Genomic DNA, 13,547 nt, shown 5'->3' with positions numbered 1-13,547 from the left:
TCAAGTTATGCCAAAAAAATTATTAGAAAGATTTATGCCGAAGCCTGAAACATTGCGCAATCACAAGAACCTGCGCATGTTTGGTGATCTTTTACTAAAACCCAATTTATGGGCATTAAACCGGCGCTCAGCGCCTGGTGCATTTGCTGTAGGATTGTTTGTAGCTTGGATCCCGATGCCATTTCAAATGGTATTAGCTGCAGCACTCGCAATACTTTTTAATGTAAACCTACCACTTGCTGTTGCGCTCGTTTGGGTGACAAACCCTGTAACCATGCCTTTTATGTTTTACGTTGCTTATATCCTTGGCGCGAAGCTTCTTGGCAATCCTCCCCAAGAGTTTGCATTTGAAGCAAGCTGGCAGTGGGTTGAATCTTCAATTGAAACCATTGGACCATCATTTTTACTTGGTTGCCTAGTCTTAGGGGCTCTTTTTGCCGTTACCTCATACTTCATGATTAGAACCTTATGGAAATATTCAGTATTGTTTAAGTGGAAAAGCCGCAACAAGTAATATTCTTAGGCAAAACATACAGTCATAAAAAAAGCAGCTTATCGCTGCTTTTTTTATGACTGTAAGGTTTTACTTGGTAGATTGTTTTTCTAGTACGCTTTTCATCGAAGGGACTATCGTTGTTGGATCGAGTCTCATTTGATACCAGTTAACTCGCCAATCTAAATGTGGCCCCGTTGCGCGACCTGTCGCACCGACTTCTGCAAGTTTTTCTCCCTGCTTAACAGCCTGCCCCTCTTTGACATACAATTTACTCAGATGTAGAAAACTCGAACTGACACCATAACCATGGTCAATAATCATGGTACCACCAGAATAAAACATGTCTGCGACCGATAATGAGATAACACCATCCGCTGGCGCCACCACCACAGTTCCCGTTTTAGCGGCAACATCTACACCGTAATGAGGCGTGCCAGGCTTGCCGTTATAGACCCGCTGACTGCCATAGACACCAGAAATACGCCCGGTGAGAGGCCAAATAAACGTTTGGTTAAACGCATCATTTGGGCTAAATTGTGCTCGGGCTGTTTTGACCTGTTTACTGTCCTTCGCTGCTCGACTTTGCGCTTTAGGATCAGGTTTCATTATTTTTTTGCTGATCCCGTTAACTTGCTGAATTTTATAATCACGCTTTTCAATTGATAGCGGTTTCAGCTCAGTTAAGCCGTCTGGATAAACGAGTTTAAGCATTTGCTTTAACTCTGCTTCTCTCGAAAATCCAAAAGCAAACTCTCCATTAGGGTTAACCTTAATAGGGTCATCGTTCAAATAGACTTGCGTACCAGGTTGTACTTTAGCTCGGATCAAGGCGCCTTGTTTAAACTCGCCGTTTAATTCAACTTGAGCGCTGGTTGAAGTAGATACCAAAGCAGCAATACCAGCTATTGCTAGTGAGGCAATTTTATTCAAAATATCTCCTTAGATTTAACTTCTACTCTGTCTACTTGCGATAGCACCCTTACCAATCCCTTCATAAGCGATGACTTTAAAATCGCTACTAGGCACTTTTTCAGATAAGGTTTGCGCCATATAATCTGCCAATAACTCTACCGTAGTATCGTGGGGCAGTACGTCACAACAGCCCTTAGGCATAGCCAATTGAAAGTCTCCCTGTGGCGCTTGATAATGGAAACCCAAATGCGTGTTGTCATTGACTTGTGTTTGTGGGGATAGTGTTAGCGTTTGTACCGAGACACAATCTTCGTCACTACCGAGGTAAATATCATGCCAGCGTTTAGCCCAATACTCATCCCACTTTGGTGCCGCGACCCCATTTTCAAATACGGTTACCGGACTTCTGTGTCCATGAGCAATACGTTGGCAGTTACCATCATGCTTCTTAAGCCCATGAGTATAATGATAAAAAGGTGCATCATGAATTTCATTTCTCAGCGTTAAAGATATACCTTCTACGTTAGCGGGTAACGCCTCTTTAAGCGCTTTTTGCAAGAACTTATTAACACTGTCAAAATCGATAATTTCACTTGGGATCAGCGCAAATGCTTGCGAAGGGCACGCTAAGTGCATGCTGCCCTGTTGGCTATCAAAGTCCATCCAGACTCTGTCACCTTGCTGTTGCCAGCGCACTTCACTACAGGCCGTTGGGATCAATAGGCGGTGATCAGCAACGTCATCGATGGTGTTTTTAATGGTTCGTTTTACTTTTGCAAAATCAAGCACCATGTTTTGCTCATCTAAGCCCCCATCCAACAAAACATCGACAATCCAACTTTCACCAACCATGCCACGAATTGGACATAGGTATGAAAAATCAATCACAGTTAAATCTTTAACAAATAGTTGCATTTAAGCTCCTAGGTAGAAAAACAGTCTACCTTGCACAATCCAGGCAGCAATGGCTGCAGGATGAAATGATAGCAATCAATATCTGAAACACTCACTGAGCGATCAAATCTTGATACTGATTGGTATTACAATAATTGCTGTAGCTTACAATGATAAACAGCAATATTCGACAACTTTAAACTAAGCACGCTCAATAACTAATACCAATTGCATTAAAAGTTTGACCATTCAGCGGAAATTCAAATCGCTGTAGGCAAGGAGTGGGATTTGAGCTAGTCGTTATTCTCGACTCTGGCATCCTACTTCGCGCTACCTCCTAAATCCATTTAGCCGTATATTCAAATCACATAGCGAAGCATAAAGCGTTTTGCCAAATTGTTTAACCTCTGCCGCACTACGCGAGCAGCTCAGCTTTTCCATTTCTGCTTTGCATTGGCTTAAAAGGGAATAACCATTTCTTTATCAATGCCCTTGAATTGAAAGGTCTGAGGGGTTCTGAACGGGTCAAATACTTAATGCAATTGATTTAAAGCCTAGAGACAAAAAAACCGAGCGTTAAACACTCGGCTTCCGTTCAAGCTCAAAAGAGGGGCTATTTACTCACCTTTTAAGCGTCGATCAAGTTGATCTTTAAGATTTGCCGGAACACCTTTTATGATAATAGTGTCTGACACTGGATCGTAAATCACACGTTCACCAAGATGCTGACTATCAAAACTAAGTGTTACTCCACCGCCAGTACCAGAAAATTTCTTCAACTGTCTCAGTGTTGGTTTATCGCCAGGGAATTCCTCTTCGAGGTCGTAATCTCCACCCTGAGCAAAATCATAGAATGAATCCATGCCTTGTTCTGCTAGCTCATCAGCTAGATCTTTAATCTGAATATCAGCACCTTCATCACAGCGCTCAGTACAATAGTCAAACACTCGCTCACGCGCGGTTTGACGCTCATCTTTTGTCAACTCACTGCCGCCAACAAAGTCCTCAACGGCATTCATCAATGACTTGTTCTGTGCTTTGGTATTAACACCTTCAACGCAGCCCATGAAATCGAGGAAAAAGTCAGCGACTTTACGCCCTGCTCGCCCACGAACAAAAGAGATGTACTTTTTAGACTCAGGATCTGCTTGCCATTCAGTCAGGTCAATACGAGCAGCAAGTTGAACGTTGTTGAGATCTAAGTGAGTATTTTGCGTCAGCTCCATATCATCTAACACAGTCATTGATGACTTAGCGTTAAGTAAGGATACGAACAAAAAGTCGCTGGTCATATAGGTATAGCAAGAGAGTAGCAAAAATCCGCCAGTGCTAAAGTCATACTTAGCAAGCTCTTCTTGCAGTAATTTTCCTGCGATACCTGAAAACTCAACAAAGCCTAGATCATTGCTACGGTATTGGCTCAAAGCAGCTTCGAACTTAGTGTTTGCTTCACCGTCGTCACCACTGATGCCAAAATGGCCAAAACCTTTACCCGCCTTTGTGGTGTAGGTTTGATGCAGTTCATCTAACATCGTCTCTACCGCTTGGCTGTTTAATAACGGCTGTGGGCGTAAACGACAGCTAAGCTGACCGTCTCCATCTTGAGAGATGGCATGGATGATTGCTTGTTCGACGTTAATACTCATTGAGCCTCGATAGAAAGTTGCTTAGAGCTATAGCCTGTGAATCAGCTCTATAAATGATAAATAGATTAGTTTGTTTACACTTGCAGCCTTTCAGTAAGTCTCGGCTACATGAATAACATGACGGCAGATATCATACCAGACAGAAACCAGAAATCCAGATGGTAAATAGGTCGCTACACTAAAGGTTTTAACAATGTGATGCGAGGTCATAATGGTAATTAAACAGCCACGAATCAATTTCTAGCGTCAAGCTAATTAACAGCCAAACAAGAGGCTAATCCTCATACCGTAATCACTGCTGCTCTTTGAATTGACGCTTCGCCTTCAGGCCTTAAACGAGACTTTGTCTCATTCCAATACACAATAAATGATAAAAGCCTCAACAGGATGCCAAAAAGTGCAGAGCTTATCGGAAAAATCCGTTATTATATGCCGTTAATCAAGATTTAAAGTGAACTTTTTCAATTATGGCTATCCAATCTAAATATTCAAACACGCAAGTTGAATCACTCATTACTGAGCTATTAGCGGTTTTAGAGAAACATCAATCACCAACAGACTTAAGTCTGATGGCTCTAGGGAACTGTGTAACTCATCTGTTGCAAAATAAAGTACCGGCTGAAGCTCGTGAAGTTGTTACAGAGCAGTTTGCAAAAGCTTTATCGCAGTCGGTTAAAAATAGCTAGACTAAACAAAGAGCCACATTGAGTAAGGGTTTAACCATTTAGGCTTAAACCCATTAACTGCAATTAAGAGAAAAATGAGTCAGCATGGTTGAGCGACAAAAACAGATAGGGCGAGATCGAGTTTCACGTTTAGTGAGCTGGGGACATTGGTTTGCTTTCTATAATGGTTTACTGGCCATTATTGTCGGTTATCGATATCTCGATACTGTTGGTTTTCCTGAGTCAATCGTAGGCTGGAGCTATCTAGCATTAAGTACTATTGGGCACTTTAGCTTCCTTGCTTTTATGGTCTATTTAGTACTCATTTTTCCTATCACTCTGTTGCTTCCTTATTCAAAAATACTAAGAGGCTATGCCGCTGTCGTCGCAACATTAAGTTTGTGTATGCTACTTTACGACACCATTATTTATGATGATTATGGTCTTCATCTTAGTCCCTTTGTGTTTGATTTGGCGTGGGCTGATTTGAATGGGTTATTACAAGGCACCTCATACATCATTACGCCAATCGGTATTCTCGCTATAGAGCTAACGCTTGCGAATTACTTGTGGAAACGTATTGAAAAAATCCGCAAACGTAATTATGGCAACAAGGTCGTTGGGGTTGTTGGCTTATGCTTTATTGCCAGTCACCTGATCCATATTTGGGGTGATGCCGCTGACGTCACCGAAATAACACAGTTTGATGATGCCTATCCACTTTCATACCCCGCTACAGCAAGAAGCTTTATGGAAAGCTATGGCATAGAAAACACCCACGAAGACCAAGGTCAAACAAGACCCAAAACCAGTCTCAAGTATCCATTGTCACCCATGCAGTGTATGGCTGACGATAAACCTAATATCCTATTCATAGCGATAGATAGCCTACAGGCAAAGTTAGTCGATAATAAAACAATGCCTTTTTTAACGACCTACGCTAATAATAATCAATCTTTTCAAAAGCATTTAAGTGGTGGCAATCAATTTAGTAGCGGTATGTTCAGTCTGCTTTACGGCTTACAAGGCAGTTATATGAATGCAATCGATCTGCATTATGAAAGCCCAGTGTTAACTCAAGAACTGGCGGCCAGTGGCTATCAGTTAGGGTTGTTTACTAGTGTAGATACCCTTGCTCGCCCTCAAGCTATTTTTGATGACTTCGAGCGAGTTGACTCTCACTATGATGATAGTTATGCAAGTTCCGATATCAGGTCAGTTGAAAATTGGCAAACATGGACCCAAGCTTCAACACAACCTTGGTTTACACTATTAAATTTGAAGTCCCCAGATAGCTACGACACACCTATAGGCTTTCTTGGTGTTAAGACAGTAAAAGCGGATAAGTCATTAAAGTCGGCTGAAAAAGTACTTTTCAATCAATACCGCCAGTCATTGAACTTTATTGATAGTCAGTTGAAAAAAATACTGACTGATTTACCTGACAACACATTAGTTGTTATCACTGGTGTTAGCGGAAAAGTGTTTACCAGTAATCCGACAGAAGCTAGGGTAAACCTCTCCCCTGATAACGTTCAAGTTCCAATGGTTATCCATTGGCCCAAACAGAGTGCACATAAACGTATCAACTACAGAACTACTCACAATGCACTTGTGCCAACACTGATGACACAAGTGCTTGGCTGTACGAATCCAACGGCTGATTTTAGTGCTGGCAGCAGCCTTATGCAGCCAAGTGACAGAACTTGGGTTTATACCGGCGACAACCGTATTTTCGCAATTTATCAACAGTCTGAAATTACTACTATCGATCGACACGGTAAGTATAGAATTTATGATCGTGAATATAAAAAGCGCCTTAGAAAGAAGATGAGTGCACCAGAGTTAATTGAAGTCATGCGTGAGGGAAGAAGGTTTTATATCCATTAGGATAGTTGAAAAAGTTTATAAACTAGCCAAACAAAACAATGATGTTAATGAAGCGCTTGCAGCGATTGCGATGACTTGTTAAAGTGCTGGCTCTTCAGAATTACGCCAAGTTTATCGTTATTCTGTAGAAAATTTCGGGATATGGCCTAGTCCGGTAAGGCGCTTGTCTGGGGGACAAGAGATCACAGGTTCAAATCCTGTTATCCCGACCAATTAAATATAAAAAAGCCAGCTATCAGCTGGCTTTTTTATTGGCTAAACACCACTAACCTAATGGTTAGTCGTGGCAGTCTGCACACTCTTTAATCGTTAGATCTACTGTGTGTAGCTCCAAATCTAACTCATGAGCACTTTCCATGTCGTGACAATCGTTACATGTTGCAATTGTCGCTTCCATTTCAGTATGTGCTGCTACATCAATTTTTTCATGGCAATCAGTACAATCAACAGCCATTGCTGAAGCAGAGAAGGCTAGTACAGCAAACATAGATAAGTATTTCATAACAGTTCCTTAATCACGGAGTTGTTGCACTTAAACTCTGAAATGTTACAGACTATCTAAGTACATTTTTTTAAATTACATCGATAAAAGCTTTTTGAAAATGAGAGACTTATACGATGGAAATCTATGTCTTATATGATAGCAACTAACATTAATTGAATCTTAAAACGCACCGCTTTCATGAACAAAAGCTGAATAGGCAACCGATTAGATATCAATGCTGTGAACTAGATCTTATCTATAGGAGCATCAAAAGGGTTTTGAATATTGACCTGGCAAATGTGTCGATGGCCCCACTCGTTAGTTTAATCTGAGCAAAAATAAAGAAGCGGAGTATTATTTAGGAAAGCAGTGCGCTATCTGTTGCTATCCTTATCGAAAGTTAATAAATTGTAGTTAAATAAAAAAATGACTTAAATACGCATAATAAAAGTCTGCATAAAGGTTAGTATTTGGAAAAGATAAAACAACAAAAACTGCTATTAGCGAGTGTACTAGGTTTAATCGGCTTTACCATTAACCTCTTTCCGCTGCCTTTATTTGCTAATATACAGCTTGTCTTAGGCAATGCCAGCTACGTCATCAGTGCCATTCTATTTGGGCCGTGGTACGCGCTCTATACTGCTTCCATCGCTATTACTGGGTTGTTTATCAGTTGGGGCAGTCCTCATGTTTACCTGATATTTTCAATTGAAGCCCTATGCTTAGGTCTTGCTAGACGAAAAGAGTTTTACTCCTTGTATTCTAGTATTGCTTTTTGGATAGCCATTGGAATGCCTTTGTTTTATCTATATGCAACCTTCTACAGTAATTTACCCGATAGTCATCTCCCCTTCATAATCCTCAAACAGGCAATAAATGGTGTTTTATATACTGCAATAGGCTCATTTTTGGTAATCTTAACTCCCTCATATTGGCTGTTTCAACCAAAGGGAAAAGGCCTACGACGCCAAACCTTTAGTGCTCAGTTAACCTACGTGTTCACGCTCGTTATCACGCTAGCTCTATTGCTTGCAGCTTTATTATTTAATAACCAATTTATCAAACGCCAACAAGACCTCTTAAGCCAAAACATCAATGAATCAGCTCTTCATATTAGTAACTTGGCACAAGCCTATATTGATACCCACTCACTAGCATTAAACAGTGCTGCAAGCTGGTTAAGCTTAAATAAAAGAGATGCAGAGCAGCAACAGATCGCACTTTCAAACTTACACCAGCACTACCCCGGGTTTATCACGATGTTGATAGCCAATGAAACGGGCAAAATTCAAGAAGCCAGCCCCGTTTCACTATTCATTGAAACAGACAACCTCAAAAATCTAGATGTGTCAGATAGAGACTATTTTATTGAAGCATTCATTAATCAAAACCCTTATATCTCACCGGTATTTCTAGGTAGAGGCTTTGGTAAAGACCCGATAGTCGCTATCAGTGTCCCCTTGTATGCCCCTGGTAATACTTACCAGCCAATCGGTATTATTGAGGGCTCTCTGGACTTAAATCGCTTTAAAGAAATTGATAGAACCAACAAGTTATTTAGAGACCAATATATTGTAATTGCTGACCAACAAAACCGAATTATTTTTTCTTCACCGGAGCTCGCTATTCAGCCGTTAAGTGATTTTAACTATTCTGAAGATAATGCTCTAGATAGTACCTTGCTACCCACTATGAATATCCACGACAAAGCTAATACGGCACCAGAATATGTCTATGCCGCTAATGAACTCGATACCGGTTGGACACTCTATGTTCTCAACCCGTTTAGGCCTTTGGTGGTATTGGTCGAAAAAATGTATCTTGCAACGTTTGCGATACTCGCACTCTCTCTTATCGTCACTTTTATAATCACTCGAATAATAAGTGCCAGACTGACGCGCCCTCTTGAGAGAATCGCTAATAAATTCAGTACATCTATTGCAAACGACAATAATGACTACGGCATTGACGATGATTCGCCAAAAGAGATCTACTCTCTCTATACACGACTAAAGCAAAGCAAGAGCCAGCTTATTGGCTACCAGTTAGCACTGGAGGAGAAGGTAGCATTGAGGACATTTGAGCTAGAACAAGCCAATCAGCAGTTAAAATCATTAGCGGAAAAAGACCCTCTCACCGGACTTTTTAATCGCCGTTACGCTGAAGAACAGTTTCCATTGGTACAGGAAAACTGCCAAAGAAGTGATGACGTTATTGCCATTGCCATCTTAGATTTAGACAAGTTCAAACGCGTTAATGATACGTACGGTCATTTAAGTGGCGATCTAACACTCAAGGCTGTAGCCAGGTTACTCGAAGATGATTTTCAACGAGACGGCGATATTATCGTACGATTTGGTGGTGAGGAGTTTCTGGTGATAATGCCACATTGCAATACATTAAAAATTGAATCACACCTTGAAAACTTTAAACAAAGGCTAGCCAAGATTGTGATTGAAAATCCTGATAATAATGCAAGCTTTACTGTCACAACCAGCATTGGCGCCGTCATTGGCAATGGTACTTATAATGATGCCCTCGAGGATTGGATAAAACAAGCCGATTTCAATTTGTATCAAGCAAAAAACAACGGCAGGAATAAACTGGTATTCACTACGTTGCAAGAAACTTGAACTTAATACCCGCTTACTCAGTAATCCGTTGGTCCATTTTTTCAATCATGTAGTAAAAAAATGGATTCCATTTCTGCCTTAACATCTCACTTGAGGGAACACTCAACACTCCTCGTTCGCCTTTTGAAGCTCCTGCACCGATTTGGATCCTATTATGAATTTGTTTACGATGTGGGCCATAGAGCTCATCAACTTCAGGAAAAGGTAAAGCAATGTGAGACAGAGAATAGGTTTGTTTCGGCCATTGCTCTGTAATGGATTGACTCACACTGTCAGTGATTAAATTCCTAGCCTGTACCGCCCCTCTTTCTTCGCCTGTATTCTCAACAATGGTAAAGTCGAAATCAAGCTTGGCTGATTTAATTAAATCCGTATAAGGCGCTAGAGGATCTGTTGCGATTAAGCTTAGGTTAACTTGAGTTCGGTTAATATCAAACATTACCAGCTCATGTCGATTATTAGGCAATTGCAGGTACAAATCATTGACCACTGCCATGCTATCAACAGTGTCATCAGTTAAGGACTGAAACGTTAACACTGGGGCAAGACGCTCTCGCGCATGACTATCTAATTGCTTGAATAGTTCAACATTACGGCTAGCGAGCTGATACACCACATCCCCAGCGTTTACCGCAAACGAACTGTATTTGAATGGATCATACTCGGTTTGAATACTATTCCAACTTAGCTTATCTAGTCCTAATAGATGACCAAGCCTCGATTGCCATTTTGCACCAACAGCCACAGGTGGAAGCCCTATAGCTGGTGATAGGAACATTAGCCCCGAGAAATCTCCACTTTCACCTATAGCAATTTTTTCAAGCTCATGATTAAGCGCAAGCGCCGCACCAGTTGAAAAACCAACCACATAAAGCGGTTTATCTTGCATCACTCGTTTCAAGTGCTCAGTCGCTATAGTTACAGCCGCCGCCAAATCTTGCCAAGTCACATCGACGAGTCCAGACGGCAGCGTTCCATGCCCTGGTAGCCTTAATCCTATTACATGCGCAGATCCTTTGTAGTGCTTAGCGAAGTATTGCATCGCGTAGGGAGAGTCAGACATTCCGTGCAATAACAAAATGCCGTAATCAGCTTTATCATTTTTCCATTCAAAACTTCTATTCCAATTTTGAGCCCATTTTTCGGGGTCTGAATAACTCCCGGCAACATAACGATTAAGCACCAATAAGGATTCTGACTTAGTTTTAGCAATAACCTTATTTTCAACTTCCGCAAACAGTTTGTCTTCTAAGCGCAAGTAATCACTGAAGCTAGCAATGCTCGGCTGTTGACGATATTGCGCCTTAAGCTCAGTGGTATGCCATAAGTCCAATTCTGGACGGGAATTAAGATACCAAACAGCGGCCGCTATTAGCGCAATACAGGTTCCAACAAAGGAGTAAAAGAGTGCAAATGCTAAATGCTTAGCCGATCCAAATATAATGGACTTCATCATTATTAAAGCTCAATATTAAGTTGTCGTTATAACAGGTTTAGGGAATAATATATAAGGTCACTAGCTTTAACTTACACTGTTTTCAATAGTAAACAAATAGACAATAATATGATTGGAACTCAACAAGCTAGCACTTGCTTTTACCTCCCGACCCCACCTGAACTCACAGAGAAATGGAGTCATCTTGATGTAGATGCCACTCAAGCATTAATCGAGTTGAACGGTAACCACTGGCGCAAAGTTTTAACTATCATGGCTAAAATTGTAGTCAAAGAACAAGATTGGCGACAATATCGCGATAGGCATCTTTTAAAGCAAGGTGAGTCTATTGCTATCGGTGCTAACAACCTGTGCCGCGAGGCGCAGCTACACATTATTTGTGGTAAAAAAAGTGCAGATGACTTAAATCTGGATAGCGCAGAGTTTGTGCCGTTAGACATGCAGGGAACCAGCTTGTTAAAGCATCCAAATAAGGACATTTATTTGTGCCCCTATTTAGATTACCGCCAGTTTCCCAATATACAAATCAATTTATTAAGACAGGCTCTAGGTCTTGCGCCACTTAACTAATAGAGCTGAATATTAATCGTAGATGGTAGGGATTGCGTCACGTTTATGTTGCGTCGCACGATAGATACTCACTAAGCGATCATTGACAGCCTCACTCACTTCCTTTCCTTCAAGAAAGTCATCAATCTGATCATAGGTTAAGCCTAATGCAATTTCATCTTCAAGCTGAGGCTGTCCCTCTTCAAGATCTGCTGTCGGAGCTTTATTGACCAAAATATCTGGTGCACCTAAAAAATGTGCCAGAGTGCGTACTTGGCGCTTATTCAAGCCAAATAACGGTGCTAAGTCGCATGCACCATCACCCCATTTAGTATAAAAACCAGTAATATTTTCTGCACTATGGTCTGTACCTACAACTAACCCAGCAACAAGCCCAGCGATTTCATATTGCGCAACCATCCGCATTCTGGCTTTAACATTGCCTTTTACAAAATCAATGTTAGTGTTATCTGGTAACACTATCCCAGCCATCTCAATTGCACTCAAGGTTTCTGAATGAATACCGTTGACGCCGTCTTTTACATTAACAGTTACTTGTTTAGAAGGTTTGATAAATTGACAAGCCAATTGTGCTTCATCTTCATCTTTTTGGATATCATAAGGTAAACGCACGGCAATAAATTGGTAACCAGAGCCATCGGTATCAGCATTAATTTCATCGACAGCCAATTGGCATAAACGCCCGGCTAGAGAGGAGTCGACACCGCCACTAATCCCCAATACCAATGACTGAGTATTAGATTGTTTAAGCTTGGTTTTAATAAATGCGACTCGTCTTTGTACTTCAAAAGCAGGGTCAATTGCATTAAGTACTTTCATTTCCCTTAAAATCTGTCCTTTCACGTAATAAACTCCAATGCATCTGTTGTTAACTAAGAAACTCAACCATTATGATCGAAATAACATAACAATACACGGCTATATTGACTTGGATCTGGCTGTTCTCCCCTTTGGTTTGCAATTATTTACTATTCCTAAGGTTCACAGCTAAGATAGACTGAATATACTGGCCCTATCAGCAAACATAAGCATGCAAGACACGATTCAATACTGGCACCCACAAATAGTTAAAGAGATGGAGCTAAGCAAAGCTTGCTTCAACAATTTTGTTTTCGATCAGCACGTACACCTAGATTACCACCTTGGTGTCGTAGATTACGGTTGCCAAGAATATCGCCATAAGGGAGCAAGTTATCGTTTAAGTCCGCAGCAAATATCGACCTTAAACCCGGATGAAAGCCACAATGGCTTTAGCTTTCTAGACAGTGGCTATAGAGCACATGTCATGTCTTTGCCACTTCACTATGTGGCCAGCCTTGAAACAGAATTTAAGCAACCGTTATTCTTCAATCAACCACTCTATCCTGATAGCCAATTGTACCGCTACTTCCTCATGGTTCATAACCAGTTAACCCTTGCTAATGACCACGTCAGCCCCTTACAAACTGAAACCCTATTAATGGCTTTTATGACGGAGTTATTCAGCAGAAATAACGAAGTATCTTTATCGCAGCCTAAGCTTCACCGTTTATCGACAGCGCAATTAGAGACCGTAAAGTCACTGTTTCACAATGACATAGGTGCTAATTTTGATCTAGCGTCTCTCGCTAATACTGTCGCGCTAAGTAAGTTTCAGTTTTTAAGACAATTTAAAAGTGCTACCGGTATGACGCCCCATGCATACTTAAAACGGATGCGGTTAGAATATGCCAAGAAGGCACTATTAAGTGGAAGGAGTGTCAGTGATACTGCTCATCAAGTTGGATTTTTTGACCAAAGTCATTTCAATAAAGCCTTTAAACATGCCTATTTAACGACTCCGGCGCTATTTCAACGCCAGGCATAACACTATTCTAGAACGCCTCAACCTATCACCCTTTATCTAAGCTAAAGCCACCACG

The 13,547-nt window shown here is 41.0% G+C and carries 12 protein-coding genes and 1 tRNA gene; 7 read left to right on the top strand and 6 right to left on the bottom strand.

What is annotated here, in order from left to right:
* The first annotated feature begins 7 nt into the window (after positions 1-7).
* Entirely contained in the window at positions 8-514 is a 507-nt protein-coding gene (locus SWP_RS10175; protein WP_020912381.1) for a DUF2062 domain-containing protein, read from the top strand.
* Positions 515-583: 69 nt separating this feature from the next.
* On the opposite strand, the gene SWP_RS10170 is transcribed toward SWP_RS10175, so the two are convergent.
* From SWP_RS10170 to yejK, 3 genes are all read right to left on the bottom strand, one after another.
* Positions 584-1,426: a M23 family metallopeptidase gene (locus SWP_RS10170; protein ID WP_020912380.1), complete on the bottom strand. Its 843-nt coding sequence runs from the start codon at positions 1,424-1,426 to the stop codon at positions 584-586.
* Positions 1,427-1,441: 15 nt separating this feature from the next.
* Positions 1,442-2,323, bottom strand: coding sequence for a 6-carboxytetrahydropterin synthase (locus SWP_RS10165; RefSeq protein WP_020912379.1), 882 nt, complete (start codon positions 2,321-2,323; stop codon positions 1,442-1,444).
* A gap of 596 nt (positions 2,324-2,919) precedes the next feature.
* Complete coding sequence (gene yejK, locus SWP_RS10160; RefSeq protein WP_020912378.1) at positions 2,920-3,948, bottom strand: nucleoid-associated protein YejK; 1,029 nt, start codon at positions 3,946-3,948, stop codon at positions 2,920-2,922.
* Between the two features lie 467 nt (positions 3,949-4,415).
* On the opposite strand from yejK, the gene SWP_RS10155 reads away from it, so the two are divergent.
* The 3 genes from SWP_RS10155 (at position 4,416) to SWP_RS10145 (ending at position 6,715) form a co-directional block, all read left to right on the top strand.
* The gene (locus SWP_RS10155; protein ID WP_020912377.1) at positions 4,416-4,634 is read left to right on the top strand and encodes a YejL family protein; all 219 of its coding nucleotides are present in this window, start codon (positions 4,416-4,418) and stop codon (positions 4,632-4,634) included.
* 84 nt (positions 4,635-4,718) lie between these two features.
* Complete coding sequence (locus SWP_RS10150) at positions 4,719-6,503, top strand: DUF3413 domain-containing protein (RefSeq protein WP_020912376.1); 1,785 nt, start codon at positions 4,719-4,721, stop codon at positions 6,501-6,503.
* A 135-nt stretch (positions 6,504-6,638) separates the two neighbouring features.
* Positions 6,639-6,715 (top strand) — tRNA-Pro (locus SWP_RS10145).
* Positions 6,716-6,780: 65 nt separating this feature from the next.
* Here the strand turns inward: SWP_RS10145 and SWP_RS10140 are convergent.
* Positions 6,781-7,005, bottom strand: a complete 225-nt coding sequence (locus tag SWP_RS10140; protein ID WP_020912375.1) for a cytochrome c3 family protein — start codon at positions 7,003-7,005, stop codon at positions 6,781-6,783.
* A 452-nt stretch (positions 7,006-7,457) separates the two neighbouring features.
* Between SWP_RS10140 and SWP_RS10135 the strand changes: the two genes are divergently transcribed.
* Positions 7,458-9,620, top strand: a complete 2,163-nt coding sequence (locus SWP_RS10135; protein WP_020912374.1) for a diguanylate cyclase — start codon at positions 7,458-7,460, stop codon at positions 9,618-9,620.
* A gap of 13 nt (positions 9,621-9,633) precedes the next feature.
* Here the strand turns inward: SWP_RS10135 and SWP_RS10130 are convergent, their stop codons facing one another.
* Positions 9,634-11,073 carry an alpha/beta hydrolase gene (locus SWP_RS10130; RefSeq protein WP_044556376.1) on the bottom strand — a complete coding sequence of 480 codons (1,440 nt, stop codon included), beginning with the start codon at positions 11,071-11,073 and terminating at the stop codon, positions 9,634-9,636.
* A 111-nt stretch (positions 11,074-11,184) separates the two neighbouring features.
* Between SWP_RS10130 and SWP_RS10125 the strand changes: the two genes are divergently transcribed.
* Positions 11,185-11,646 (top strand): DUF6942 family protein, encoded by a 462-nt coding sequence (locus SWP_RS10125; protein WP_020912372.1) that lies wholly within the window; start codon positions 11,185-11,187, stop codon positions 11,644-11,646.
* A gap of 12 nt (positions 11,647-11,658) precedes the next feature.
* Here SWP_RS10125 and nadE read toward each other — a convergent pair whose 3' ends face one another.
* Positions 11,659-12,489, bottom strand: a complete 831-nt coding sequence (gene nadE / locus SWP_RS10120; protein ID WP_020912371.1) for an ammonia-dependent NAD(+) synthetase — start codon at positions 12,487-12,489, stop codon at positions 11,659-11,661.
* A 187-nt stretch (positions 12,490-12,676) separates the two neighbouring features.
* Between nadE and SWP_RS10115 the strand changes: the two genes are divergently transcribed.
* Positions 12,677-13,492, top strand: a complete 816-nt coding sequence (locus SWP_RS10115; protein ID WP_044555829.1) for a helix-turn-helix transcriptional regulator — start codon at positions 12,677-12,679, stop codon at positions 13,490-13,492.
* Positions 13,493-13,547 lie beyond the last annotated feature (55 nt).

The organism is Shewanella piezotolerans WP3, assembly GCF_000014885.1.
GTDB lineage: Bacteria > Pseudomonadota > Gammaproteobacteria > Enterobacterales > Shewanellaceae > Shewanella > Shewanella piezotolerans.
Note: the sequence above shows the minus strand (reverse complement) of the source record. Positions and strands in the feature narration are given on the sequence as shown.

What these genes read in the sequence shown, in the direction of transcription:
- SWP_RS10175 (WP_020912381.1), top strand. Translation starts at nt 8, where the DNA reads ATGCCAAAAAAATTATTAGAAAGATTTATGCCGAAGCCTGAAACATTG.
- SWP_RS10165 (WP_020912379.1), bottom strand. Translation starts at nt 2,323, where the DNA reads ATGCAACTATTTGTTAAAGATTTAACTGTGATTGATTTTTCATACCTA.
- yejK (WP_020912378.1), bottom strand. Translation starts at nt 3,948, where the DNA reads ATGAGTATTAACGTCGAACAAGCAATCATCCATGCCATCTCTCAAGAT.
- SWP_RS10155 (WP_020912377.1), top strand. Translation starts at nt 4,416, where the DNA reads ATGGCTATCCAATCTAAATATTCAAACACGCAAGTTGAATCACTCATT.
- SWP_RS10150 (WP_020912376.1), top strand. Translation starts at nt 4,719, where the DNA reads ATGGTTGAGCGACAAAAACAGATAGGGCGAGATCGAGTTTCACGTTTA.
- SWP_RS10140 (WP_020912375.1), bottom strand. Translation starts at nt 7,005, where the DNA reads ATGAAATACTTATCTATGTTTGCTGTACTAGCCTTCTCTGCTTCAGCA.
- SWP_RS10130 (WP_044556376.1), bottom strand. Translation starts at nt 11,073, where the DNA reads ATGAAGTCCATTATATTTGGATCGGCTAAGCATTTAGCATTTGCACTC.
- SWP_RS10125 (WP_020912372.1), top strand. Translation starts at nt 11,185, where the DNA reads ATGATTGGAACTCAACAAGCTAGCACTTGCTTTTACCTCCCGACCCCA.
- SWP_RS10115 (WP_044555829.1), top strand. Translation starts at nt 12,677, where the DNA reads ATGCAAGACACGATTCAATACTGGCACCCACAAATAGTTAAAGAGATG.